Source organism: Hydrogenophaga sp. ANAO-22 (assembly GCF_042466645.1).
GTDB lineage: Bacteria > Pseudomonadota > Gammaproteobacteria > Burkholderiales > Burkholderiaceae_C > Hydrogenophaga.
In genome coordinates this window covers 3,697,418-3,722,709 of record NZ_CP159956.1, presented here as the reverse complement: position 1 = coordinate 3,722,709, position 25,292 = coordinate 3,697,418, and the positions used below count along the sequence as shown (strand labels likewise).

The following is a 25,292-nucleotide window of genomic DNA, read 5'->3' as shown; positions in this document are numbered from 1 at the left end:
GTGTCCTCAGTTCCGCACCGGCTTGCCGGTGTTCAGCATGCCCAGGATGCGCTCCTGCGTCTTGGGGTGCACGATCAGCGAGCAGAAGGCCTGGCGCTCCAGCGTCATCAGGTAGTCCTCGTTCACCAGCGTGCCGGGTTCGACGTCGCCGCCCGTCACCACGTTGGCGATCAGCGAGGCGATGTGGAAGTCGTGCTGGCTGATGAAGCCGCCGTCGCGCATGTTGACCAGGCTGCCCAGAATGGTGGCCTTGCCGTCGCGGCCGGCCACCGGGAACAGGCGCTTGTGCGGCGCGCGGTAGCCGCCGTTGAACAGGCCCTTGGCCTCGTTGATGGCCACGTACAGCAGCTCGTCCTTGTGCGGCACGATCACGTCGGAGTGCAGCACGTAACCGAGCTGGCGCGATTCCAGCGCGCTGGTGCCCACCTTGGCCATGGCCGCGGCGGTGAAGCCCTCGGTGAGGAAAGGCAGCAGGTCCTTGCCCGTGGAGGTCTCGGCGTTCTCGGCCGCGCGGCGCGCGATGTAGGTCAGGCCGCCGGCCCCGGGCACCAGGCCCACGCCGACTTCCACCAGGCCGATGTAGCTTTCCATGTGCACCACGCGGCGCGCGCTGTACACGGCCATCTCGCAGCCGCCGCCCAGCGCCAGGCCACGCACGGCGGAAACCACCGGCACGTTGGCGTAGCGCAGGCGCAGCATGGTCTGCTGCATGAAGCCTTCGGCGTCTTCGATGGCGCTCACGCCCACGGCCATGAAGGCCGGCAGCATGGCCTGCAGGTCGGCACCGGCGCTGAAGGGCTCGTCACCCGACCAGATCACCAGGCCCTGGTACTCCTTCTCGGCCAGGTCCACGGCGGCCATCAGGCCTTCGCACACCTCGGGGCTGATGGCGTGCATCTTCGTCTTGATGCTGGCGATGAGCACCTGTTCGTCCAGCGTCCAGAGGCGGATCGAATCGTTCTCTTCCAACGTGCTGCCGGCGGTCTCGAACTTCGGACCGGCTTCCCCGAGCAGCAGCTCGGGGAAGTGCTGGCGCTGGTAGACCGGCAGTTGCAGGCGCGCCTCGAACGTGCCTTTGGTGGGGTTCCACGAACCCTGCGCGGTGTGCACGCCGCCAGCCTCGGCCACCGGGCCCTTGAACACCCAGTCGGGCAGCGGCGCCTTGCTCAGCGCCTTGCCGGCGTCGATGTCTTCCTGGACCATCTTCGCCACCTCGAGCCAGCCGGCTTCCTGCCAGAGCTCGAACGGGCCTTGTTTCATGCCGAAGCCCCAGCGCATGGCCTGGTCCACGTCGCGCGCGGTCTCGGCGATGGTCGCCAGGTGCACGGCGGCGTAGTGGAAGCTGTTGCGCAGGATGGCCCAGAGGAAGCGGCCTTGCGGGCCTTCGCTGTTTCGCAGCAGTTTCAGGCGCTCGGCGGCCGGGCGCTTGAGCATGCGGCCGTAGACCTCATCGGCTTTCTCGCCGCCGGGCACGTACTCGCCGCTCTCCAGGTCGAAGCGCAGGATGTCGCGACCGACCTTCTTGTAGAAGCCGACCTTGGCCTTCTGGCCCAGGTTGCCGGCCTCGATCAGCGCCTTGAGCACCGGCGGTGTGCCGAAGCTGCCGTAGAACGGGTCGGTCTCCAGGCTCAGGTTGTCCTGCAGGGTCTTGACCACGTGGGCCATGGTGTCCAGGCCCACCACGTCGGCGGTGCGGAAGGTGCCGCTGCTGGCGCGGCCCAGGCGCTTGCCGGTGAGGTCGTCGACCACGTCGTAGGTCAGGCCGAAGTTCTCCACCTCCTTCATGGTGGCCAGCATGCCGGCGATGCCGATGCGGTTGGCCACGAAGTTGGGCGTGTCCTTGGCGCGCACCACGCCCTTGCCCAGGCCGCTGGTGACGAAGGTCTCCAGGTCGTTGAGGATCTGCGGCTCGGTGGTGGGCGTGGCGATCAGCTCCACCAGCGTCATGTAGCGCGGCGGGTTGAAGAAATGGATGCCGCAGAAGCGCGGCTTGATCGCCTCGGGCAGGGCTTCGCTGAGCTTGGTGATCGACAGGCCCGAGGTGTTGGACGCGACGATGGCGTGCTCGGCGATGAAGGGCGCGATCTTGGTGTAGAGGTCGAGCTTCCAGTCCATGCGCTCGGCGATGGCCTCGATGATGAGGTCGCAGTCGCGCAGCTGCTCCATGTGCTCTTCGTAGTTGGCCTGGCCGATGAGGTCGGCGTCGGCCGCCACGCCCAGCGGCGAGGGCTTGAGCTTCTTCAGGCCTTCCACCGCGCGGGTGACGATGCCGTTCTTCGGCCCTTCCTTCGCGGGCAGGTCGAACAGCACCACCGGCACCTTGACGTTGACCAGGTGCGCCGCGATCTGCGCGCCCATCACGCCTGCGCCGAGCACGGCGACTTTCTTCACTTGAAATCGGTTCATTGGTTTTCCATGAAAGGGGTCGGACGCGCGGGCTTCACTCGACACGGATCCACACCTGGGTGCGGTAGAACGGGCCGATGTAGCCGCGCATTTCCAGCTTCTTGCCGTCTTCGACGGGCTTGAGGCGCGTGCGGTAGACCTTGCCGTTGTTCGGGTCGACGATGTCGCCGCCGTCGTAGACGGTCTTGTCGTCGGCGCTCTGCTTGAGGTTGCGCAGGATGGTCATGCCCAGCACGGGCTTGTCCTTGCGCTCGTCGGTGCACTTGTCGCACACCGCGTCCTGCTTGCTGCTGGGGTCCAGCAGCTTTTCGATGGTGCCGCTGTAGACGCCGTTGTTTTCCTTGATGCGCACCAGGGACTTCTCTTTCTTCGAGTCGTCGTCGATCGTCTTCCACAGACCCACGGGCGACATCTGCGCGAACGCGTGGCCGGTGAGCACAAGAAGCGAAACTGCCAACGTGGTCTTGATCATGAAAGTCTCCTGGTGGTGGTGGGAAAGAAACCGCGTGTTTACGCCAGCGCCGCGTCGGTGTCCATCAGCACCTTGCTGCCGGCGCGCGCGGTGCGCATCAGCGTCGCGGTCTCGGGGAACAGCTTGGCGAAGTAGAAACGCGCGGTCTGCAGCTTGGCGGTGTAGAACGGGTCGGTGTTGCCGGCCGCGATCTCGCGCAGCGCGACCTGCGCCATGCGCGCCCAGAAGTAACCGAACACCAGGTGGCCGGCCACGCGCAGGTAGTCCACGGCGGCGGCGCCCACTTCGTCGGCGTTCTGCAGGCCCTTGAAGCCGATCTCGGTGGTGAACTTGGTGATCTGCTCACCCAGCACGGCCAGCGGGTTGATGAACTCGGCCATCTTCTCGTTGACGCCCTCTTCCATCACCAGCGCGCCGACCAGCTTGCCGAACTTCTTGAGCGTGGCGCCGTTGTTGCCCAGCACCTTGCGGCCCAGCAGGTCCAGGCTCTGGATGGTGTTGGTGCCTTCGTAGATCATGTTGATGCGGGCATCGCGCACGTACTGCTCCATGCCCCATTCCTTGATGTAGCCGTGGCCGCCGAACACCTGCTGACACTGCGTGGCGGCGTTGTAGCCGTTGTCGGTCAGGAAGGCCTTGGTGATGGGGGTGAGCAGCGAGAGCATCTCGTCGCTGTCCTTGCGCACCTTCTCGTCGGGGTGGTTGTGCGCCTTCTCCAGCAGCACCGAGCAGAACATGGCCAGCGCCCGGCCGCCTTCGGCGTAGGCCTTGGCGGTGAGCAGCATGCGGCGCACGTCGGGGTGCACGATGATGGGATCGGCCGGCTTGTCCTTGGCCTTGGGGCCGGTCAACGAGCGCATCTGGATGCGGTCCTTGGCGTAGGCCAGCGCGTTCTGGTAGGCCACCTCGGTCAGGCCCAGCGACTGGTTGCCCACGCCCAGGCGGGCCGCGTTCATCATCACGAACATGGCCTGCATGCCCTTGTTGGGCTGGCCCACCAGGGTGCCGATGGCGCCGTCGATCACGATCTGCGCGGTGGCGTTGCCGTGGATGCCCATCTTGTGCTCCAGGCCGCCGCAGTAGATGCCGTTGCGCTCGCCGAGCGTTCCGTCGACCTTCACGTTGAACTTGGGCACGATGAACAGGCTCACGCCCTTGATGCCGGGGGGCGCGTCGGGCAGCCGGGCCAGCACCAGGTGGATGATGTTGTCGGCCATGTCGTGTTCACCGGCGCTGATGAAGATCTTGTTGCCGGTGAGCTTGTAGGTGCCGTCGGCCTGGGGTTCGGCCTTGGTGCGCATCAGGCCCAGGTCGGTGCCGCAGTGCGGCTCGGTCAGGCACATGGTGCCGGTCCACTCGCCGCTGGTCATCTTGGGCAGGTAGGTCTTCTTCTGATCGTCGGTGCCGTAGGTGTGCAGGGCAGCGTAGGCGCCGTGCGTGAGGCCGGGGTACATGGTCCAGGCCTGGTTGGCCGAGTTCATCATCTCGTAGAAGCACTGGTTCACCACCAGCGGCAGCCCCTGGCCGCCGAACGTGGGGTCGCACGACAGCGCGGCCCAGCCACCTTCGACGTAGGTCTTGTAGGCGTCCTTGAAGCCGGTAGGCGTCTTGACCTCGTGCGTGGCCTTGTCCAGCGTGCAGCCTTCGGTGTCGCCGCTGATGTTGAGCGGGAAGATCACCTGCGTGGCGAACTTGCCGGCTTCTTCGAGCACGGCGTTGATGGTGTCGGCGTCGACCTCGGCATGCTGCGGCATGGTCTTGAAGTCGTCGGTGACCTTGAGCACTTCGTGCATCACAAACTGCATGTCTCGCAGGGGCGGGTTGTAAACGGGCATGAGGAACTCCTGTGCTGGGTTTGTGAAAAGGCGAAAGGGATCAGTCCTGCGGCTTGCGCGCAGGCACCGGGGATTTGCGGGCGCGCGCGGGGGCGTCGCCGGGGGCGTGGCTGTAGCGTTCCACGATGCCCTCGAACGCCTGCAGCGCGCGGCGCACCGAATCGGGGCTGCGCAGGAAGCGGGCTTCGTAGTGCAGAGCGAGGATCTGTGCGTGGATTTCAAACGCCATCTGTGACGCGTCGGTGTCGGCCGCCAGGTGGCCTTCCTCGATCGCGATCTCGACCGCGCGGCGCATGGCCGAGAGCCAGGTGTTGACCGAGCTGGCCAGCGCGTCGCGCACCGGGCCGGGCCGGTCGTCGAACTCGACCGCGCCGCTGATGTAGATGCAGCCCGAATCGATCTCGACCGAGGTGCGCTTCATCCAGTTGTCGAACAGCTTGCGCAGGCGCGGCAGCCCGCGCGGCGCGACCATGGCAGGGTAGAACACCTCGTCCTCGAAACGCGTGTGGTACTCGCGCACCACCGAGATCTGCAGTTCCTCGCGCGAGCCGAAATGGGCGAACACGCCGGACTTGCTCATCTGCATGACCTCGGCCAGCGCGCCGATGGACAGACCTTCCAGGCCGATCTGCGTGGCCAGGCCGAGCGCGGCATCGACGATGGCGGCCTTGGTCTGCTGGCCCTTCTGCAAGGGCTTGTGGGCCGGGGCGTCGGCGCGCGCGCGGCGGGCAGTGGGTGTGACGCTCATGGGGGTCGGTCCTGGTTGGATGAGGGCTCGAAAAAAACGACCGCCCGAATAAATACGAACGGTCGTTCTATTTTTACCGCAAAACCGGGCTCCGGTGCAAACCACCGGCGTTTTGTGTGACCTTTGTTTAGGGGCTGCGCCCTAAATGCCGTGTTTCAGTGGCGAACGATGGGCAGCAACAGCGCGAGGCTGTGCTCCAGGCTTTCGCTGGGCGAGCGCTTGAAGCCGCTGCGCGCGAACCGTTGCAGGCGCCCGACGCAGAACGCCGTGATGGCCGAGGCATCGGCCTGGGCATCGACCGTGGGCGTGGCGGCACCGGCCACCAGCGAGGTTTCGCGCAGGTTCTGGCGCAGCGCGGCTTCGATCTTGTCGAAGAACAGGTTCATGCGCTGCTGCAGGCGCTCGTTCTCGAACACCAGGGCGTCACCGACCATCACGCGCGTCATGCCGGGGTTCTTTTCGCCGAACTGCAGCAGCAGGGTGACGAGCTTGCGCGAGCGCACGTTGGCGTCGGCTTCGCGTTCGCCCAGCTGGTTGATGAGGCCGAACACCGACTGCTCGATGAACTCGATCAGGCCTTCGAACATCTGGGCCTTGCTGGCGAAATGGCGGTACAGCGCGGCCTCGCTCACCTCCAGCTTGGCGGCCAGGGCGGCGGTGGTGATGCGCTCGGCGCCGGGCTGCTGCAGCATGGTCGCCAGGGCTTCGAGGATCTGCACCCGGCGCTCGCCGGGTTTGGGCCGCTTGCGCCCACCGCCCCCATCGGCATGGGCCGCTGCGTCGATGGCCTCGGCGGCTTCACGCGCGGCAGCGGCTTTGTCTTCCGGGGAGGGGGACTCAGGGGCGTTGGATGTCATGGGCGAGCGATCCGTGTGGTTTCAAACATTCTCGCACAGCCCCTTGACTTTTTCTCAGCGCCATTGGGCCCTCCAAAGACAGTGAGTGACCGCCTCCATGAAGCGGTCACGTCACTCAGTGGGAGCGGATCATGGTGCCGAAGGGCTCGTTGCCGAGCACCTCCAGCAGCAAGGCGTGCGGCACGCGGCCGTCGATGATGTGCACCGCGTTCACCCCGCTCTTGGCCGCATCCAGCGCGCCGGCGATCTTGGGGATCATGCCGCCGGAGATGGTGCCGTCGACCACCAGGTCGTCGATCTGGCGCGGCGTGAGTTCGGTGAGCAGCTGCATGTCCTTGTCGAGCACGCCGCGGATGTTGGTGAGCATCAGCAGCTTCTCGGCCTGCAGCACGGTGGCCAGCTTGGCGGCCACCACGTCGGCGTTGATGTTGTAGCTCTCGTTCTGCTCGCCGAAGCCGATCGGGCTGACGACAGGGATGAACTGGTCGTCCTGCAGGGCCTTGACCACGGCCGGGTCGATGCTGACGATGTCGCCCACCTGGCCGACGTCGTGCTCCAGGTTCGGGTCCTTCTGGTCGGTCATGCGCAGCTTCTGCGCGCGGATCATGGCGCCGTCGCGCCCGGTCAGGCCCACGGCCTTGCCCCCGGCCTGGTTGATCAGGCCCACGATGTCCTGCTGCACCTCACCGGCCAGCACCCACTCCACCACTTCCATGGTCTCGGGGTCGGTCACGCGCATGCCCTGGATGAACTGGCCCTGCTTGCCCAGGCGCTTGAGCAGCGTCTCGATCTGCGGGCCGCCGCCGTGCACCACCACCGGGTTGATGCCGACCAGCTTGAGCAGCACCACGTCCTCGGCGAAATCCTGCTGCAGGGCCGGGTCGGTCATGGCGTTGCCGCCGTACTTGATGACCATGGTCTTGCCGTGGTACTTGCGGATGTACGGCAGCGCCTGCGCCAGGATCTCGGCCTTGTCGCGTGGCGCAATGGAGGTGATGTCGGTGGGCTCGGTCATGCGGGATTCCTGGGAAACGGGCAAAGCCAAATTCTAGGGCCGGCGCATGACACGCCCGCCGGCCCCGGCCCGCGGTCAGAAGTGAATACCGCGCATCATCTGCTGCATGGCCACGGCTTCGGGTGACAGCTGCGGCTTCGCGCCCTTCTCGCCCTTGGCCGCCGACGAGTCCGGGAACATGCGGAAGCTGGTGTTCATCACGATCTGCGCCACGCGCGGCACCAGCGCGTGCATCACCTGGCCGGTGACGCCCAGGCGCGTGGCGATGCGCACCGGCTTGAAGATGCAGGCCTGCGCGATCATGTCGGCCGCCTCTTCGGGCGCCAGCGTGGGCACGTTCTGGTAGATCTTGGTGGGCGCGATCATGGGCGTGCGCACCAGCGGCATGTTGATGGTGGTGAAGGTGATGCCCTGGTCGGCGAACTCGCTGGAGGCGCAGCGCGTCCAGGCGTCCAGCGCGGACTTGCTGGCCACGTAAGCCGAGAAGCGCGGCGCGTTGGTGAGCACGCCGATGGAACTGATGTTGACCACATGGCCCTTGCGCTTGGCCACCATGCCCGGCAGAAAACCCATGGTCACGCGCAGGCAGCCGAAATAGTTGAGCTGCATGGTGCGCTCGAAGTCGTGGAAGCGGTCGTAGCTGCCCTCGATCGCGCGGCGGATCGAGCGGCCGGCGTTGTTGATCAGGAAGTCCACCCCGCCGTGGTTCTGGATCAGCAGCTGCACGAAGCGGTCGGCGTCGGCCATGTCGGCGATGTCGGCCGGGTAGGCGATGAACTGGTAGCCCTTGTCCTTGGCCTCCTTGCAGACCTCGTCGAGCTTGTCCTGGTCGCGCCCGCAGATGATGGTGACGGCGCCCGCCTCGGCGAACTTGTGCGCCGCCGCCAGGCCGATGCCCGAGCTGCCGCCCGTGACCAGCACCACCTTGCCCGCCACCGTGCCCTTGAGGCTGCGGTCGATGTGCAGGTCGGGGTCGAGGTGGCGCTCCCAGTAGTCCCACAGGCGCCAGGCGTAGTCCTTGAGGTTGGGGCATTCGATGCCGCTGCCCTTGAGCGCGGCCAGCGTCTCGCGGCAGTCGAAGCGCGTGGGGTAGTTGACGAAGGTCATCATGTCCTCGGGCAGGCCGAGGTCCTGCATGACGGCCTTGTAGACCCGGCGCACCGGCGCCAGCGCCATCAGCCCCTTCTTCACGCTCTTGGGGATGAAGCCCATCAGCGCGGCGTTGACGAACAGGTTCATCTTGGGCGCGTGCGCGGCCTTGCTCAGGATGTCGAGCACGTCGCCGACGCGGTAGCCCATGGGGTCGACCAGGTGGAAGCAGGCACCGCTGCCGCGCTTCTGGTGGGCGATGTGGTCGAGCGAATCGACCACGAAATCGACCGGCACGATGTTGATGCGCCCGCCCTCCAGGCCCACGCTGGGCATCCAGGGCGGCAGGATCTGGCGCATGCGCTGGATCAGCTTGAAGAAGTAGTAGGGCCCGTCGATCTTGTCCATCTCGCCGGTGCGCGAGTCGCCCACCACGGCGGCCGGCCGGTACACGCTCCACGGCACCTTGCATTCCTTGCGCACGATCTTCTCGCTCTCGTGCTTGGTCATGAAGTAGGGGTGGTCGTAGTTCTCGGCCTCCTCGAACATGTCCTCGCGGAACACGCCTTCGTACAGGCCGGCAGCAGCGATCGAGGAGACGTGGTGGAAATGGCCCGCACCGATCGCCTTGGCGAACTCGACCGTGTTGCGCGTACCGTCCACGTTGACGGCGATCTGGCTTTCCTCATCGGCCTCCAGGTCGTACACGGCGGCGAGGTGGAAGAAGTGGTCGACCTGGCCCTTGAGCGCCTTCACGTCGTCGGCCGACACGCCCAGCTTCTTGGCCGTGAGGTCGCCGAACACCGGCACCGCGCGCGAGGCGCTCACGCCCCAGTACTCGCGCAGCCCCGCCACCTTGCCTTCGCTCTCCTGACGGATCAGGAAATGCACCACCGCGCCCTTGCGCTGCAGCAGCTTGGCCACCAGGCGTTTGCCAATGAAGCCGGTGGCACCGGTGACGAAGTAATGCATGAAGGTCTCCTGAAGCGGTTGGATCAAAGAAAGAGGGGCGCAGTGTGCCCGCCATTCTTGACCAGGTCGGGGGCCCCCGCCTTCCGCAAAAACCCGTGTGGGGTTTAGTCTTGCGCCCCTACACACGCCCGGCGCGCGGGCCGTACAGTGGCCCATCGTTGCGGCGGCCCGTTCGCCCACCCCGTTTTTCCAACCCCTCCAGGAGCCTCCCCATGGTCAAGAAAATCCAGAAAGCCGGCAGCGCCGCCAAGCCCACCGCCGCGGGCTTCAACTCCCCGCTGTCGGGTGCCATCAAGGACTCCGCGCAGCAGATCTGGCTGGCCGGCCTGGGTGCGTTCTCCAAGGCGCAGGAAGAAGGCGGCAAGGCCTTCGAGTCGCTCGTGAAGGAAGGCCTGTCCATCCAGCGCAAGACGCAGGCCGTGGCCGAGGAACGCATTTCCGAAGCGACCAACCGCGTGAGCAGCATGGCCGCCGACATCTCGTCCAAGGCCACCGGCCAGTGGGACAAGCTGGAAAACATCTTCGAAGAGCGCGTGGCCAAGGCGCTGAACAAGCTGGGCGTGCCCTCGGCGCGCGATGTCGAAGCGCTGATCGAACGCATCGACGCGCTCAACCGCCACGTGCAAGGCCTGAGCGGCAAGGCCCCGGCCAAGACCGCGGCGCGCAAGGCCGCACCGGCCAAGAAGGCCGCTCCCGCCAAGAAGGCGGCCGCACGCAAGGCCCCGCGCAAGGCGGCCTGAGCCGATGCGGGCCGGCCACGGCACGAAGAACCAGGGGGCGCATGACGCCCCCTTTTCGCGTCCGCGCCGCATGCTGCAACGCAGCAGTTTCGCCGCGCTTCGCGGTCTACACTCAAACGCATGACGACGTCCCGCAAAGCCTCCCAACGACCGGCCTCGCAGAAGTCGCGCCGTCCCCGCATCGCCCTGGCCCTGGCCGGCGGCGGGCCGCTCGGGGCGATCTACGAAATCGGCGCGCTGTGCGCGCTGGACGACACCCTGCCGGGCCTGGACCTCAACGACTGCGAGCACTACGTCGGCGTGTCCGCCGGCGGGTTCATCGCCGCCGGCCTGGCCAACGGCATCCGCCCGCGCCAGCTGTGCGAGGCCTTCATCGAAGACCGGCCGGGCGACGACAACTTCGACCCGTCCTGGTTGCTCAAGCCCGCCTGGGGCGAGTTCGGTGACCGGCTGCAGCGCCTGCCGCGCCTGATCGGCAGTGCCTTGTGGGCCTGGGGCGTGCACCGCAAGCCCTTCACCCACGCGCTCGAACGCGTGGGCGCGGCGCTGCCCACCGGTGTGCTCGACAACGAGGGCATCCACCAGCAGATTCAGCGCCTGTTCAGCCAGCCGGGGCGCAGCAACGACTTCCGCGAACTGCGCGCGCGCCTGACCCTGGTGGCCACGCAGCTCGACACCGGCGACGCGGCGCCCTTCGGCCGCCCGGGCTGGGACCACGTGCCGATCTCGCGCGCCATCCAGGCCAGCGCGGCCCTGCCCGGTCTGTTCCCGCCGGTGGAGATCGGCGACCAGCACTACGTGGACGGCGCGCTCAAGAAAACGCTGCACGCCACCGTGGCGCTGGACGAAGGCACCGACCTGCTGCTGTGCCTGAACCCGCTGGTGCCCTTCCACACCAACCCCAGCCTGCACGACGGCCGGCGCATCCCCTCGCTGGTCGAAGGCGGCCTGCCCGCGGTGATGAGCCAGACCTTCCGCTCGATGATCCATTCGCGGCTGGCGCTGGGCCTCAAGCACTACGAGCGCGCCTACCCCGGCACCGACATCGTGCTGATCGAACCCGACCAGCGCGACGCCACGCTGTTCTTCGCGAACACCTTCAGCTACCGCCAGCGCCGTGAGATCGCGGAGCACGCCTACCAGCAGACCCGCCGCATGCTGCTGGACCGCCAGGCCGAGCTGGGGCCGCAGCTGGCGCGCCATGGTGTCACGCTGGACCTGGCCGCGCTGCGCGACCCGCAGCGGCGCCTGCTGGGTGCCGCGCGCACCCCACCGGCACGCACCACCCTGGCCGCGCGGCTGCACGCCACGCTGGATGACCTGCAGCGGCACCTCGAAGGTCCCGCCGCGCCCGCCCACAGCCGCTGAAAGCGCCGCGCCATGGCCAAGAAAGCCCCGCGACGCACTGCCGAGCGCATCCTGGAGGTGACGCTGGAGCTGTTCAACCGCTTCGGCGAACCCAACGTCTCCACCACCCTGATCTCGGCCGAGCTCGGCATCAGCCCGGGCAACCTGTATTACCACTACCCGGCCAAGGACGAGCTGATCAACTCGCTGTTCGAGCGCTACGAGCGCTCGCTCGGTGAACTGCTCAGCGCCAGCGAAGGCGTGCGCAACGTGGAGGACGCCTGGTTCTTCCTGCACTCGCTGTTCGAAATCATCTGGGAGTACCGCTTTCTCTACCGCGACCTCAACGACCTGCTCTCGAAGAACCGCCTGCTGGAAACCCGTTTCCAGACCGTGCTGAAAAACAAGTCACGCGCGATCCGCCACCTGCTCGACGGCATGAGCCGCCACGGCGCGGTGAGCATCGACGCGCGCGAGAGCGAACCCACCGCCACCAGCATGGTGGTGGTGCTCACCTACTGGCTGAGCTTCGAGTACGTGCGCGACCCGCGCAACGCCCTGGAGCCCGACAACGCGCAGCAGGCCCTGCTGCGCGGCGCACACCACGTGCTCAACCTGCTGGCGCCCTACCTGGAAGCCACGCAGCGGCAACACCTCATGACGCTCACCGGCGCCTACGGTCCCCAGTCCTGAACACCTCCCGGGAGAATCCACCATGGCCGATTGGAAACCCTTTCCCTCCGCAGGCCACACCCCGTTGGACGCCGACCGCCTCAAGGCGCTCTGGAGCCGGCTGCACCGCGGCGATGCCGAACCCTGGCCCGACGAGTCGGCCGTGGTGCAGGCCTGGGTGCTGTTCCACAACGGCGAGTTCCAGCGCGCGGCCGAGGCCGGCCTGGCCTTGGGCGACGCGGGCATGAACGTGGCCAACAAGGCCACCTGCATCTACGCCAACTACCTGGAGGCGCGCGAGCAGGTCCGCCAGGACCTGCTGCTCGAGGCCGCGGCCCGGGCCGAAGCCCTGCAGCGCCGGCAGGCCGACCACACCGGGGCCTGGTACTGGCAGGCCTACGCGCTGGGGCGCTACAGCCAGGGCATCAGCGTGGCCAAGGCGCTCACGCAGGGCCTGGGCGTGCGCATCCGCCACGCGCTGGAGACGACGATCTCGCGCTGCCCGCACCACGCCGATGCCCACCTCACCCTGGCCGCGTTCCACGCCGAGGTGATCGACAAGGTGGGCAGCATGGTCGGCGGCATGACCTACGGCGCCAACAAGGCGACCGGCCTGTCGCTGTACCAGAAGGCGATGGCGCTCAACCCGGACTCGGTCGTGACGCTGACCGAGTACGCCAACGGCCTGGTCATGCTGGAAGGCATCGACGCGCTGCCCGAGGCGAACCGGCTGCTCGACCGCGCGGCGGCCATCGAGCCGCAGGACGCGATGGAACGCCTGTACGTCGCGTCGGCGCGGGTGGCGCTGGACAGCTGATCAGCCGGCCGACAGGCCGTCGACCGCCTGGAACAGGGCCTGCCGCGCCTGCGCCACGATCTGCGCCTTCCACTCGTCGGTGTCCACGTAGAACGCGGCCAGCGTGCGCGCCTTGATCGCGGCGCGCAGCTCGGCCGGTGCTTCCGGATGAATGTGCTGCCAGTGGTCGCCGCGCAGCGCGTCGATCACCTCGGTCACGGGCACCGTGCCGTACTCCATGGCGATGCCGGTGTACTCGGCCTGCGGGCACTCTTCGTACGCCGCGCACCACATCAGGCCGGTGAGCAGGGCCGAGGTGGACGAGCCGTCGTAGATCGACGTCACGGGAGTCTTGCCATCACCGCCCCACCAGGCCCGCGCGCGCTGGAGCGCGGCCGCATCGTCGGCGCAGGCGAAGATGCGCTCGCCCAGGCCCGTGGGTCCCAGGCCGGTGTGCAGGTCGATCCATCCGAGGCGCCGGGCCTGGCGGCCGTGCCGGCGCAGCACCGCGCGCAGCGTCTGGTTGCTCCAGGTCGCGGCGGTGCCGCCAAAGAACAGGCCGTCGGCGAACGCATGCTGGCCCTGCGTCACCGCCGCCTGGAAACGCGGGAGGCCGTGTTCGGCGATCCAGGCCTGGATCGCGGCCTCGTTCTGCGCCGTCGGCGGCCACTGCGCGGGCAGCAGCAAGCCGTGCAACTCGGCGTAGGCCGGGTTCTGCGGCAGGGGCTGGCTGAAGTCCTGGAAGTTGCGGTTGAGATCCACGTTCTCGTTCGTCACGCGGCGCACCCACGAGAAGCCGTGCGGGTTGAGCGCGTGGATGTAGAGCACGGCCACACCGGCCGAGCGCGCGTGTTCGCGCCAGTCGGCGTCGTGCGTGGCGAACACCTGCACGCCCGAGCCGCAGTAACCCTCGACCCCATGGCAGGCGCTGCTCACGATCAGCAGGCGCTCGGCATCGGGCGAGCCGTCGAGCGCCACGTCCATCGCGAGCGTCTCGCCGTCGCGGCCCGGCAGCGGGTGGTTGTGGCTGGTGATCGCCATGCCGGCGGCCGCCGCGCCTTCGAGGAAGCGCACCCGGGCGCGGGCGTAGGAAGGGGAAAAGGCGTCCTGAGGCGAGATCAAGCGGCACCTCCGGTGCGTGCCTGGCCCAGCCACTTTTCGGCCAGTCGCACCCAGAAGGTCGCCCCCAGCGGGATCAGGTCGTCGTTGAAGTCGTAGCTCGGGTTGTGCAGCATGCAGGGGCCGCCGCCATGACCCATCTCGCGGTGCGCGCCGTCGCCGTTGGCGATGAAGGCGTAGCAGCCCGGCTTTTCCTGCAGCATGTAGGCGAAGTCTTCCGCGCCCATGGTGGGCTCCTGCTCCAGCACGTGGTCCGCACCGACGATCTCGGCCATCACCTCGCGCGCGAACGCGGTCTCGGCCGGGTGGTTGATGGTGGGCGGGTAGTTGCGGTGGAACTTGAACTCCACCGTGGCGCCGAAGGCCGCGCAGGTGTGCTGGGCGATCTCCTGCATGCGGCGCTCGATCAGGTCGAGCACCTCGTAGGTGAAGGTGCGCACGGTGCCCTGGATCTCGCAGCTGTCGGGCACCACGTTGGTGGCCTCGCCGGTGTGGATCATGGTGACCGAGATCACGCCGGCGTCCACCGGCTTCTTGTTGCGCGTGATGATGGTCTGGAAGGCCTGCACCATCTGGCAGGCCACGGGCACCGGGTCGATGCCGTTGTGCGGCAGCGCGGCGTGCGAGCCCTTGCCGCGGATGACGATGTGGAACTCGTTGCTCGACGCCATCACCGGGCCGGCGCTCGCGGCGAAGGTGCCCACGGGCAGGCCAGGCCAGTTGTGCATGCCGAACACGGCCTCGACCGGGAACTGCTCGAACAGCCCGTCCTTGATCATCTCGCGCGCGCCGCCGCCGCCCTCTTCGGCCGGCTGGAAGATCAGGTAGACCGTGCCGTCGAAGTTGCGGTGTTTCGCGAAATGCTGCGCCGCGGCCAGCAGCATGGCGACGTGGCCGTCGTGGCCGCAGGCGTGCATCTTGCCGGCGTGCTGGCTGGCGTGCGCGAAAGTGTTGTGCTCCTGCATGGGCAGGGCGTCCATGTCGGCGCGCAGGCCGATGGCGCGCCCGCTTTGGCCGCCGTCGCGGCCGTGCACGATGCCCACCACGCCGGTGGCGCCCAGGCCCCGGTGCACCGGAATGCCCCAGTCGGTGAGTTTCTGCGCCACCACGTCGGCGGTGCGCACTTCCTGGAAACAGAGCTCGGGGTGGGCGTGGATGTCGCGTCGCACGGCGGCGATGCTGGCCGCCTGGGTCAGGATGGAGTCAATCAGCTTCATGGGGAACCCTCTCGATACCCCTCGGGGCACCTGTTCAAAGGGGCCATGGTACCCAAGGCAGGGGACCACGATGGCCCCCGGGGCGACAACCGAGTGCGTTCAGGGGAATCCCCCTGGCGGGCTCAGCGCCGGATGCGGCCGTCTTCGGTGAGCAGGGTCATCTCGACGAAGCGCGAGCCGGTGTGCTTGTTGGGCCCGAAATCCACCGGGAAACCACCCAGATCGAGGTTGCGCAAGCCCTGGACGGCGTGGATGAAGCTCTCGCGCGTGAGGTTGCGCCCGGCGCGCTGCGCGGCTTCGCTGAACACCTTGGCCGCGACGTAGCCCTCCATGCTGGAATGGTTGGGCACCAGGCCCGGCCGGGCCTTGACCGCGGCGAGGTACTCGCTGGCAATGGGCGTGACCGGCGTGTAGGGAAAGGGCATGACCTGGCTGACCAGCACGCCCTTGGCCATCGCGCCGAGTTCATCGAGCAGGGCCTGCGTGCCGACCACGGAGACGTTGTAGAAGTTGCCGGTGTAGCCCCGGCCGCGCGCCAGGCGGACGAAGACCGCACAGGCCTTGTAGACACCGATCTGCACGATGGCCTCGGGCCGCCGGGCCAGGATCTCGTCGACCGCTTTCACCACGTCCACCGAATGGCGTTCGACGGTGCCCAGCGCCACGGGCGACAGGTTCTGCGCCTGGAGCGCGCGCGCCACGCCCTCCAGACCAGCTTGGCCATAGGCATCGTTCTGATGGAACACGGCGATCTTCTTGATGCCGGTGCCGGTGATCTGGCGCACGATGGCCGCGGTCTCGTCCTGGTAAGAGGCGCGCACATGAATGGCATAGCGGTTGAAGGGCACGCGCAAGGCTTCGGCCCCGCTGGCGGGCGCGAAGAACGGCAGCTTCGCTTCGGTGGCCAGGGGCAGGGCCGCCGCGCTGGTGAGCGTGCCGATGTAGCCGAACAGCGCGAACACGCCTTCGCTCAGGAATTGCTGGGTGTTGGCCGCGCAGCGATCGGGATCGTCCCCATCGTCCAGGCGCCGCAACTCGATGCGCCGGCCCTGCACGCCGCCCTTCTGGTTCAGGGCCTCGAAAAACAGCTGCGCGCCCAGGTAGAACTGCAGGCCCAATTGTTCGGACGCCCCGCTGAACGGGGCCGACTGCCCCAGCACGATGCGGGTGTCGCTGATGCCCACCGACTGCGCCCGGGCGGCGAGCGCCACCCCGCCCAGGGTGGGCCAGAGGGCCAGGCGGCCCGCGTGTTCAAGCATGTCTCTGCGTCGCATGATCCGTTCCCCCAACCGCGTAAACGTGTTCCGCAGCGTAGGCCAAATCTCCGGCGAAAGTAAGGCTTTCGGCCTGCATTTCGTCGCCGATGAACGGGGGCCGCGTGAGCGAGTGCACGCAAGTGCGACCGGCAAGGACATGGGGGCGCGAATATCATGAACGGCTGCCACACCATCGCCCCATGACACCCCTCACGACCACCCCGGAACCGCAACAGGTGCGTGGCGCCTGCCCGCACGACTGCCCCGACACCTGCGCCCTGGTCACCACGGTGGAGAACGGCGTGGCCCTGCGCGTGCAGGGCAACCCGGCGCACCGCCACACCGACGGCGCCTTGTGCACCAAGGTCTCGCGCTACGCCGAGCGCAGCTACCACCCCGAGCGCCTGCTCACGCCGCTCAGGCGCAGCGGCCCCAAGGGCAGCGGCCGCTTCGAGCCGGTGGGCTGGGACGAGGCGCTCGACGACATCGCGCAACGCCTGCAGGCCATCGCCGCGCGCGACCCGCAGGCCATCCTGCCCTACAGCTACGCCGGCACCATGGGCCTGGTGCAGGGCGAGGCCATGGCCGGGCGCTTCTTCCACCGCCTGGGCGCGTCCCTGCTCGACCGCACGATCTGCGCCTCGGCGGGCGGCGAAGGCCTGGTGCAGACGCTGGGCGGCAAGGTCGGCATGAAGGTCGAGCACTTCGCGCGCTCGAAGCTGATCCTGATCTGGGGCAGCAACTCGATCGGCAGCAACCTGCACTTCTGGCGGCTGGCGCAACAGGCCAAGCGCGAGGGCGCACGCCTGGTCTGCATCGACCCGCGCCGCACCGAAACAGCCGACAAGTGCCACGAACACATCGCCCTGCGCCCCGGCACCGACGCCGCGCTGGCGCTGGCGCTGATGCACCAGCTCATCACCCACGGCTGGCTGGACCACGGCTACATCGAACGCCACACCCTGGGCTGGGAAGGCCTGCGCGAACGCGCCCTGCAATGGCCGCCCGAGCGCGCCGCCGAGGTCTGCGGCGTGCCGGTGCAGCAGATCGTGGACCTGGCGCGCGCCTACGGCACCACGAAACCGGCGGCGATCCGCCTCAACTACGGCATGCAGCGCGTGCGCGGCGGCGGCAACGCGGTGCGCGCCATCGCCTGCCTGCCCGCCCTGGTGGGCGCCTGGCGCGACCCGGCCGGCGGCCTGCTGCTCTCGGCCTCGGGCCATTTCCCCGTGCAGCGCGCGGCCCTGCAGCGGCCCGACCTGCTGGCCGGGCGCGCGGCGCGCACGATCAACATGAGCACCATCGGCGACGACCTGCTGCGCCAGACCTCGCCCGGCTTCGGCCCGAAGGTCGAGGCCGTGATCGTCTACAACAGCAACCCGGTGGCGGTGGCGCCGGAGTCCGGCAAGGTGGTGCAGGGCTTCGAGCGCGAAGACCTGTTCACCGTGGTGCTGGAGCATTTCCAGACCGACACCGCCGACCTCGCCGACTACATCCTGCCGGCCACCACGCAGCTGGAGCACTGGGACATCCACACCAGCTACGGCCACACCGACGTGCTGCTCAACCGACCCGCCATCGCCCCGGTCGGCCAGGCCCGCACCAACACCGACATCTTTCGCGCGCTGGCCGCGCGCCTGGGCTTCGACGAACCGTGTTTCGCCGACGACGACCTCACGCTGTGCCGCACCGCCTTCGGCGACGCGGTGGACTTCCAGCAGCTGCTGGACCAGGGCTTTGCCACGCTGAACCTGCCCGAGGCCCCGTTTGCCGATGGGCAATTCCCCACCGCCTCGGGCCGCTGCGAGTTCCACAGCGCGCGGCTGGCGGCCAAGGGCGAGGATGGCCTGCCCGATCACCTGCCCAACTTCGAGGCCTTCGGCAGCTCGACCCAGTTCCCGCTCGCCATGATCTCGCCGCCCGCGCGCAACTTCCTCAACTCCAGCTTCGTCAACGTGACCAGCCTGCGCGACATCGAAGGCGAGCCCTTGTTGGAAATCCACGCCGACGACGCCGCCGCGCGCGGCATCGCCAGCGGCCAGATGGTGCGCGTGTTCAACCAGCGCGGCGAATACCGCTGCAAGGCCAGCGTGTCCAAGCGGGCCCGCCCCGGCGTGGTCAACGGCCTGGGCATCTGGTGGCGCAAGCTCGGACCCTTCGGCACCAACGTCAACCAGGTCACGAGCCAGCGCCTCACCGACATGGGCGGCGGCCCGGTGTTCTACGACTGCCTGGTCGAAGTGGCGACCCTGCCCGAGGGCGCCTGATGCGGCGCGGCCTGGCGCTCATGGCCCTCGCCCTGCTGGGCGCGGGCTGCGCCAGCACCACTGGCGTCGGCTATTACTGGCAGTCGGTCACCGGCCACCTGCGGCTGATGCAGGCCGCGCGCCCGGTGGACGACTGGCTGGCCGACGCCCAGGCGCCGGAGCGCCTCAAGGAACGGCTGGCGCTGGCCCGGCGCATCCGCGCCTTCGCCGTCACCGAGCTCGCCCTGCCCGACAACGCCAGCTACCACCGCTACGCCGACCTGCAGCGCCGCGCCGCGGTCTACAACGTGGTCGCCGCGCCCGCGCTCTCGCTCACGCTGCAGACCTGGTGTTTCCCGGTCGCCGGCTGCGTGGGCTACCGGGGCTACTTCGACGAGGCCGACGCGCGCGCCTTCGCCCGCACCCTGCCCGCCGACCTGGAGGTCGTGGTCTACCCCGTGCCCGCCTACTCCACCCTGGGCTGGATGAACTGGGCCGGCGGCGACCCCTTGCTCAACACCTTCATCGGCTACCCGGAAGGCGAGCTGGCCCGCATCGTCTTCCACGAACTCGCGCACCAGGTGGCCTATGCCCGGGGCGACACCGAGTTCAACGAGGCTTTCGCCACCAGCGTGGAGCGGCTGGGCGGTGCACGCTGGCTCACGACCCAGGCAAGCGAGCAGGCGCGCACCGACTACGCGGTGTTCGACCAGCGCCGACGCGCCTTCCGCTCGCTCACCTTCTCCGTGCGCCAGCAATTGCAGGACATCTACCGGGACACCACGATCGACGACGCCGAAAAGGCGCGGCGCAAGGCCACCGCCATGACCGGCTTCCACCGCAGCTACCAGGACCTCAAGCGCGGCTGGGGCGGCTTCGCCGGCTACGACCCCTTCGTGGCCCAGGCCAACAACGCGAGCTTCGCGGCCCAGGCGGCCTACGACGGCCTGGTCCCGGCCTTCGAGGCCTTGTTCGAGCGCGAAGGGCGGGACTTCGCGCGGTTCTATGATGCGGTTCGCACCCTGGCCGCGCTGCCCAAGGAAGAACGGCAGACGCAGTTGCGCCGCCTGGCACCCGCTGGCGCGCCCCAGGTGGCCCGCCACCCCTGACCCCGACAACAACACCACCACCCACACACGAGGCAAGCCATGGCAGACATCCACATCGAACGCGAACACGCCCTGGGCCTGCCCGCCGCGCGCAAGCTGGCCTGGCGCTGGGCCGAGCAGGCCGAGAACGAGTTCGACATGAGCTGCACCTACGAGGAAGGCGACGGCTGCGACGAGGTGCAGTTCACGCGCTCGGGCGTCAGCGGCACGCTCAAGGTGTCGGGCGAACGTTTCGAACTGGACGCCCGCCTGGGCTTTCTGCTCGGTGCGTTCAAGGACCGCATCGAAAGCGAGATCGTGAAGAACCTCGACACGCTGCTGGCGGCCAGGAAGCCGGCCGCCAAGGCGGCGGCCAAAAAGAAGAAAGCCGGCTGAGCCGGCTTCGTTTTCCTCCAGGGCACCCGCGGAACCGGCTTTGCCGGGCCGCCAGGCGCGCCCCCCTGCAAGGGGGGTGACGCCGAAGGCGGCGCGGGGGGTCAGCTCAATTCTTCGATGAGGTCGACGTACTGCTGCATCGCGTCCTCGCTGCCCGTGCCCTTGAGGCCGTTCCAGGCGTCCCACTTGGCGCGGCCCACCATGTCGCCGAAACCGGGCTTCTTCTCGGCGTTGTCGCCGGTGGTGGCCTGCTTGTACAGCGCGTAGATCTTGAGCAGCGTGGCGTTGTCGGGGCGCTCGCTCAGGTTCTTGGAATTCGCCACCGCGGCGTCGAAACGGGACTTGAGATCGGCCATGAATGCTCCTGGTTTGAAATGAAACGCCCGGCGCGGGTCGGCCGGGCTTAGGGCTGTCCCGCTATCTTACGGTTTGGTCTGTCTGCACAATAGAGCCACAACCCCAAGACCCGCGGCACCGGCCTTTCAGCGGCCTGGTTCACGCACCCGAGGAGCATCCATGGTTCAACGCGTCGCCGCCCGGCCCGGCCCTTCCGCAGCGCGCCCACCCGCCACCGCCAAATCCCCGGTGGCCCTCGTGCGGGGCGCGAGCGCCTCGGTCCAGCAGGCGCTGGCGAGCACCCTGGGCATGGAAGGCGAGCGCATGAGCAAGGTGGACACCGCCTGGCTGCGCATGGACTCGCCGTCGAACCTGATGATGATCGTGGGCGTCTGGATCCTGCGCCCCGGCCTCACGCCGGATGCCTTGAAGGCGCGCGTGCGAGAACGCCTGCTGCCCTACCCGCGCTTCGTGCAGATCGCGCGCGAGGACGCCGCCGGCGCGCACTGGTCCAAGGACCCGGATTTCCAGATTGATCGGCACATCGTCACGCACAAGCTCAAACGCCGGCCCGGCCAGACTGAGCAGGACGCGCTGCAGGACCGCGTGGGCGACCTCGCCATGCAGGCGCTGGACCCCGAGCACCCGCTCTGGCGATTCGAACTGATCGAGCGATACGACGGCGGTTCGGCCCTGATCGCGCGCATCCACCACTGCATCGCCGACGGCATCGCGCTCATCAGCGTGATGATGAGCCTGGTCGATGGCGGCGGCGCGCCCCCCGAGCGCCAGCGCCGCAAGCCCCCGAAGATCGGCCTGGACGGCGCCGAGGACTGGCTGGCCGACACGCTGATCCGGCCCTTTGGCGACATCACGGCCAAGGCATTGGAAGCCGCTGGCGGTGGCGCGGCGAAATCGCTCTCCATGCTTGCCGCTCCGCAGCAGAGCCTGAGCGACACGCTGGGCCAGGCGGTGGACCTCGCGCGCATGGGCGGCCAGCTCGCCAGCGACCTGGCCTCGCTGGCGCTGATGCCCGACGACTCGCCGACCCGGCTCAAGGGCCAGCCCGGCCGCACCAAGCGCGTGGCCTGGTGCGAGCCCATCCCGCTGGACGAAGTCAAGGCCATCGGCAAGGCCATGAACTGCTCGGTCAACGACGTGCTGCTGGGCTGCGTGGCCGGCGCCATCGGCGCCTACCTGCGCGGTCTGGGCGACGACACCGGCGGCAAGGAAATCCGAGCCATGGTGCCGATCAACCTGCGCCCGATGGAAGACGCCTGGAAACTGGGCAACCGCTTCGGCCTCGTGCCCCTGGTGCTGCCCATCGGCCTGGACAACCCGATCGAGCGCGTGTTCGCGGTGCGCGCGCGCATGAACAACCTCAAGGGCAGCCTGCAGCCGCTGCTGACCTTCGGCCTGCTCTCGGTGGCGGGGCTGCTGATCAAGCCGGCGCAGGACGCCATGCTCAGCCTGTTCGGCCGCAAGACCACCGCGGTGATGACCAACGTGCCGGGGCCAGCAGCCAAGCTCAAGGTGTGCGGCGCCACGCTGGAGCAGACCATGTTCTGGGTGCCGCAGACCGGCACCGTGGGCCTGGGCGTGTCGATCCTGAGCTATGGCGGTGGCGTGCAGTTCGGCGTGATCGCCGACACCCAGCTGTGCCCGGACCCGCAGCAGATCATCGACCGCTTCGAGCCGGAGTTCGCCCGGCTGCTGACGCTGACGCTGATGCTGCCCTGGGGCGAGGCCAAGGGCTAGTTCAGACCAAGGCCAGGCGTCGGTCGGCGATTTCGAGCAGGCCGTCGAAGATCAGGCTTTCCACCAGCTCCACCTCGGTGGACATGCTGGGCGCCATCTTCCAGCCCGCGCCCCCGGTCATGATGCAGACCGGCTGCTCGCCGCAATGGCGCCGCAAGTTTTCCACCATGCGCTGCACCGCACCGGCAATGGCGAAGGTACCGCCGCTGGTGAGCGCGTCGCTGGTGTTGGTGGGAAAGTCGCAGACCTCGCCGGTGGGCACGTGCAGACCCGCCGTGCCCGACTCCAGCGCGCGCAGCATGATGCCGTGGCCAGGCAGGATGATGCCGCCCAGGAAGCGCCCCTCGGTGTCGATGGCCTCCACCGTGACGGCCGTGCCCACCATCACCACCACGCAGGGCTTCGCAGGGCCCCGGGCGAGCAGCCGCTGGCGCGCACCGATCATGGCGACCCAGCGGTCCGACCCCAGCCGGGCCGGGTGGTCATAGCCGTTGACCAACCCCGCTTCGGCGCTGCTGGACACGACCCAGTGTGGCGTCACGTCCCACAGCTCGAGCTGCTCGCCGACCCGCCGCTTGACCGCGTCGCCAGCGACCACACAACCCAACACCCATTGCGGGGCAGGCAGGTGGCGCCAGTCGCCGTCTTCCAGGGTTTCGATGTTTTCCAGAAACTGCGCACCGCTGGCCAACAGCGTGGCCCCCACGCGTGGCGCGTCGTAAAGGGCCCACTTGAGGCGGGTGTTCCCTACGTCCAGGGCCAGAAAAGTCATGCGCGGATTATGACCAAGCCACCGTGCCCGGATTGCCGCAGTGCAGCATGGGGCGCGGCAGGCGGGTTCAGATCAGTCCGATCCAGCAGGCGCGCTGCACGGCGGCCAGCTTGTTGTCGGTCTGCAACTTGGACATCGCGTTGGCGAGGTGGTAATTCACCGTGCGCTCGGAGCAGTCCATGCGCAACGCGGTCTCGCGCGCGGTCAGACCTTCGAAGGCCAGGTTGAGGCTTTCGAGTTCGCGCGGGCTCAGGCCCACGCGCTGCTCGGCGATGGTGCGTCGCAACATGGGCCACACGTTGAAGGCCGACCAGGCCAGCACCGCCGCCTCGGAGCGGTCGGCAAAGGCCCGTGGGCTGAACATGAAACACTCGAAGGCACGGCCCGCCGGCAGGCTGAAGGCCACGCGCACCAGTGTCTGGTAGCCGTGCGCCAGCCACAGGCGGCGCCAACGGCTCGACTGTTCGAACGAGGATTTGGAAATGTCCTGCCAGGCCACGAGCGGCGCATCGCTGTCGCGCCAGCCCGCGCCGAAGTCCCGACTTTCGGCCAAGGCCTCGGCGGCCCCCACCAGCCGGGGGGGATGCACCGCCAGCACCTCGCGCTGATCCCGCCCGCCCAGGGGGTTCGGACCAAGAACCAGCACGGCGTCCACCCCTTGATCGCGCAGCGCGCAGACCCAGTCGGCCAGAATACCGTCCAGCCCGACACTGTCAAAGTTGACAGGCAGGGTCATGGTTGATAACACCCTGTTGCATACACAATGCCTGATGAATCAGGATGGGAGTCACGCGCCACAGGTGTTTGGCGATCGAAGGAGTGCATATTGTCTTTTGACCGGTTGTGGATGCTCAGCGCCAAAGCCCGCATGTGGCGGTGGGTGCTGGACGAGGTTGTCCACGCGCCTGTGGAGCCTATTTTGCACCCATCGCGGTACCGGCTGCTGTGGATCGGGGCATTCACGTTCGTCGGCCACCTGGTCATCTATGGCATTTGGGGCCATCTGGTGCCCCAGCCCTATGAAAATGTGTGGGCCCGCCTGGTGATGGCCTTCCTGGCACTCATTTATGTGCTGCCCCGGATTTCGCGCGACCCGTCGTCCACGGAAAGTGGGCGCCTCTTCAGCCTGGCCACCTGGATCCAGCTGCCCTGGTTCTTCACCTGGATGTACTGGATGAACGGGGGCAATGCCGCCTGGCTGGGCAGCGTCGCCGCCATGATCCTCATTTATTACCACGCGACCGACTGGCGCCTGGCCACGCTCGGCCTGATCACCGGCGGCATCGCGGGCTGGGCCACGGCGGAGTTCTATGGCGGCAGCACCCGCCCGTTCGAGGAGCCCCTGGCGAACGTGGTGGTGATCACTTTCTCCTGGCTCATGGGCCTGATGCTGGGTTTCTCCAGCGCCAACCTGCGCCGCGCCCGCCTGCTCAACACGCTGAGCACCATGGGCGTGATGGCGCACGAGCTGCGCACGCCGCTGGCCACGGTGAACCTCATGGGCGACGTGCTGCGCAACCTGGTGCAACACGACATCCCGGACCCCAAGCGCAAGAAGCTGGAGGAACTGGCCACGCGGCTGCAGAACCTGGTGCGCAGCATGAACCGCCAGATCGACACCCAGATTTCCAACGCGCAGCTCATGCGCCTGCCGCGCGAGCAGTCCCTGATCATGGCGGCCGAGCTGGTGCAGGAGGTGGTCAACCAGTACCCCTACCGCTCCTCGCGGGAGCGCGACTGCGTTCAGGTGCACATCCAGAGCGACTTCTGCTTTTCGGCTTCCCGCCCGCTGTTCGCCCAGGTGCTCACCAACCTGATCAAGAACGCGCTGCACGCGCTGGCCGCGGCCAGCACGGCACCCAGCCCGGGCGACCTGCGGGTGGACGTGGGCCTGCACCACGGCAAGGGCCGCATCGCCGTGTCGGACGACGGCATCGGCATCACGCACGAGCAGCAGCAGCGCATTTTCGAGCCCTTCTTCTCGACCCAGAGCGGGGCCGGCAACGGCCTGGGCCTGACCTTCTGCAAGAACGTGGTCGAGGCCGCCCATGGCCGCCTCAGCGTGCACTCCCAACCTGGGCTGGGCGCGGTCTTCATGATCGACCTCCCCCTCAACACATCTGCGGCCCAGACCTTGGCCGTCTCAGGCTGACCA

Annotated in this window: 22 protein-coding genes; 9 read left to right on the top strand and 13 right to left on the bottom strand. The window is 68.0% G+C overall.

Going from position 1 to position 25,292, the window contains the following annotated elements; all coding sequences use genetic code 11:
• Positions 1-6: 6 nt before the first annotated feature.
• The 7 genes from ABSY19_RS17885 to ABSY19_RS17855 form a co-directional block, all read right to left on the bottom strand.
• Entirely contained in the window at positions 7-2,406 is a 2,400-nt protein-coding gene (locus ABSY19_RS17885) for a 3-hydroxyacyl-CoA dehydrogenase NAD-binding domain-containing protein (protein WP_382154170.1), read from the bottom strand.
• Between the two features lie 34 nt (positions 2,407-2,440).
• Positions 2,441-2,878 carry a DUF2147 domain-containing protein gene (locus tag ABSY19_RS17880; protein ID WP_382154167.1) on the bottom strand — a complete coding sequence of 146 codons (438 nt, stop codon included), beginning with the start codon at positions 2,876-2,878 and terminating at the stop codon, positions 2,441-2,443.
• A 38-nt stretch (positions 2,879-2,916) separates the two neighbouring features.
• Positions 2,917-4,713, bottom strand: coding sequence for an acyl-CoA dehydrogenase C-terminal domain-containing protein (locus ABSY19_RS17875; RefSeq protein ID WP_382154164.1), 1,797 nt, complete (start codon positions 4,711-4,713; stop codon positions 2,917-2,919).
• Between the two features lie 40 nt (positions 4,714-4,753).
• A complete protein-coding gene (locus tag ABSY19_RS17870; RefSeq protein ID WP_382154161.1) occupies positions 4,754-5,461 on the bottom strand; it encodes a TetR/AcrR family transcriptional regulator in 708 nt (235 codons plus the stop codon).
• 155 nt (positions 5,462-5,616) lie between these two features.
• Entirely contained in the window at positions 5,617-6,318 is a 702-nt protein-coding gene (gene slmA / locus ABSY19_RS17865) for a nucleoid occlusion factor SlmA (protein WP_382154158.1), read from the bottom strand.
• Between the two features lie 115 nt (positions 6,319-6,433).
• The gene (argB, locus tag ABSY19_RS17860) at positions 6,434-7,333 is read right to left on the bottom strand and encodes an acetylglutamate kinase (RefSeq protein ID WP_382154155.1); all 900 of its coding nucleotides are present in this window, start codon (positions 7,331-7,333) and stop codon (positions 6,434-6,436) included.
• A 75-nt stretch (positions 7,334-7,408) separates the two neighbouring features.
• On the bottom strand, positions 7,409-9,394 hold the full coding sequence (locus tag ABSY19_RS17855; RefSeq protein WP_382154153.1) for an SDR family oxidoreductase: 1,986 nt from the start codon (positions 9,392-9,394) through the stop codon (positions 7,409-7,411).
• 212 nt (positions 9,395-9,606) lie between these two features.
• Here ABSY19_RS17855 and ABSY19_RS17850 point away from each other — a divergent pair, with 212 nt between their 5' ends.
• The 4 genes from ABSY19_RS17850 (at position 9,607) to ABSY19_RS17835 (ending at position 12,970) form a co-directional block, all read left to right on the top strand.
• Positions 9,607-10,134, top strand: a complete 528-nt coding sequence (locus ABSY19_RS17850) for a phasin family protein (protein ID WP_382154151.1) — start codon at positions 9,607-9,609, stop codon at positions 10,132-10,134.
• 120 nt (positions 10,135-10,254) lie between these two features.
• The gene (locus tag ABSY19_RS17845) at positions 10,255-11,502 is read left to right on the top strand and encodes a patatin-like phospholipase family protein (RefSeq protein WP_382154148.1); all 1,248 of its coding nucleotides are present in this window, start codon (positions 10,255-10,257) and stop codon (positions 11,500-11,502) included.
• 12 nt (positions 11,503-11,514) lie between these two features.
• Positions 11,515-12,174 carry a TetR/AcrR family transcriptional regulator gene (locus ABSY19_RS17840; protein ID WP_291111097.1) on the top strand — a complete coding sequence of 220 codons (660 nt, stop codon included), beginning with the start codon at positions 11,515-11,517 and terminating at the stop codon, positions 12,172-12,174.
• 22 nt (positions 12,175-12,196) lie between these two features.
• Positions 12,197-12,970: a hypothetical protein gene (locus tag ABSY19_RS17835; protein ID WP_382154145.1), complete on the top strand. Its 774-nt coding sequence runs from the start codon at positions 12,197-12,199 to the stop codon at positions 12,968-12,970.
• Here the strand turns inward: ABSY19_RS17835 and ABSY19_RS17830 are convergent, their stop codons facing one another.
• From ABSY19_RS17830 to ABSY19_RS17820, 3 genes are all read right to left on the bottom strand, one after another.
• A complete protein-coding gene (locus tag ABSY19_RS17830) occupies positions 12,971-14,071 on the bottom strand; it encodes a M14 family metallopeptidase (protein WP_382154142.1) in 1,101 nt (366 codons plus the stop codon).
• Positions 14,068-15,285 (bottom strand): M20 aminoacylase family protein, encoded by a 1,218-nt coding sequence (locus ABSY19_RS17825; protein WP_382154139.1) that lies wholly within the window; start codon positions 15,283-15,285, stop codon positions 14,068-14,070. Before ABSY19_RS17825 ends, ABSY19_RS17830 begins: the two co-directional genes overlap by 4 nt.
• 122 nt (positions 15,286-15,407) lie before the next feature.
• A complete protein-coding gene (locus ABSY19_RS17820) occupies positions 15,408-16,559 on the bottom strand; it encodes an ABC transporter substrate-binding protein (protein WP_382154136.1) in 1,152 nt (383 codons plus the stop codon).
• 182 nt (positions 16,560-16,741) lie between these two features.
• Between ABSY19_RS17820 and ABSY19_RS17815 the strand changes: the two genes are divergently transcribed.
• The 3 genes from ABSY19_RS17815 to ABSY19_RS17805 are packed head-to-tail and all read left to right on the top strand — an operon-like array spanning position 16,742 to position 20,271.
• Complete coding sequence (locus ABSY19_RS17815; protein WP_382154133.1) at positions 16,742-18,808, top strand: molybdopterin-dependent oxidoreductase; 2,067 nt, start codon at positions 16,742-16,744, stop codon at positions 18,806-18,808.
• The gene (locus ABSY19_RS17810; RefSeq protein WP_382154131.1) at positions 18,808-19,896 is read left to right on the top strand and encodes an aminopeptidase; all 1,089 of its coding nucleotides are present in this window, start codon (positions 18,808-18,810) and stop codon (positions 19,894-19,896) included. The genes ABSY19_RS17815 and ABSY19_RS17810 overlap by 1 nt, the downstream gene beginning before the upstream one ends.
• Before the next feature lie 39 nt (positions 19,897-19,935).
• Positions 19,936-20,271: a polyhydroxyalkanoic acid system family protein gene (locus tag ABSY19_RS17805; protein ID WP_382154128.1), complete on the top strand. Its 336-nt coding sequence runs from the start codon at positions 19,936-19,938 to the stop codon at positions 20,269-20,271.
• A 101-nt stretch (positions 20,272-20,372) separates the two neighbouring features.
• On the opposite strand, the gene ABSY19_RS17800 is transcribed toward ABSY19_RS17805, so the two are convergent.
• Positions 20,373-20,627 carry an acyl-CoA-binding protein gene (locus tag ABSY19_RS17800; protein ID WP_382154125.1) on the bottom strand — a complete coding sequence of 85 codons (255 nt, stop codon included), beginning with the start codon at positions 20,625-20,627 and terminating at the stop codon, positions 20,373-20,375.
• A gap of 304 nt (positions 20,628-20,931) precedes the next feature.
• On the opposite strand from ABSY19_RS17800, the gene ABSY19_RS17795 reads away from it, so the two are divergent.
• The gene (locus tag ABSY19_RS17795; protein ID WP_382163851.1) at positions 20,932-22,365 is read left to right on the top strand and encodes a wax ester/triacylglycerol synthase family O-acyltransferase; all 1,434 of its coding nucleotides are present in this window, start codon (positions 20,932-20,934) and stop codon (positions 22,363-22,365) included.
• A gap of 1 nt (position 22,366) precedes the next feature.
• Here ABSY19_RS17795 and ABSY19_RS17790 read toward each other — a convergent pair whose 3' ends face one another.
• Both ABSY19_RS17790 and ABSY19_RS17785 read right to left on the bottom strand, forming a co-directional pair.
• A complete protein-coding gene (locus tag ABSY19_RS17790) occupies positions 22,367-23,137 on the bottom strand; it encodes a type III pantothenate kinase (RefSeq protein ID WP_382154122.1) in 771 nt (256 codons plus the stop codon).
• A gap of 67 nt (positions 23,138-23,204) precedes the next feature.
• On the bottom strand, positions 23,205-23,873 hold the full coding sequence (locus tag ABSY19_RS17785; protein ID WP_291111076.1) for a helix-turn-helix transcriptional regulator: 669 nt from the start codon (positions 23,871-23,873) through the stop codon (positions 23,205-23,207).
• Between the two features lie 183 nt (positions 23,874-24,056).
• On the opposite strand from ABSY19_RS17785, the gene ABSY19_RS17780 reads away from it, so the two are divergent.
• Positions 24,057-25,289: a sensor histidine kinase gene (locus tag ABSY19_RS17780; RefSeq protein ID WP_382154119.1), complete on the top strand. Its 1,233-nt coding sequence runs from the start codon at positions 24,057-24,059 to the stop codon at positions 25,287-25,289.
• Positions 25,290-25,292 lie beyond the last annotated feature (3 nt).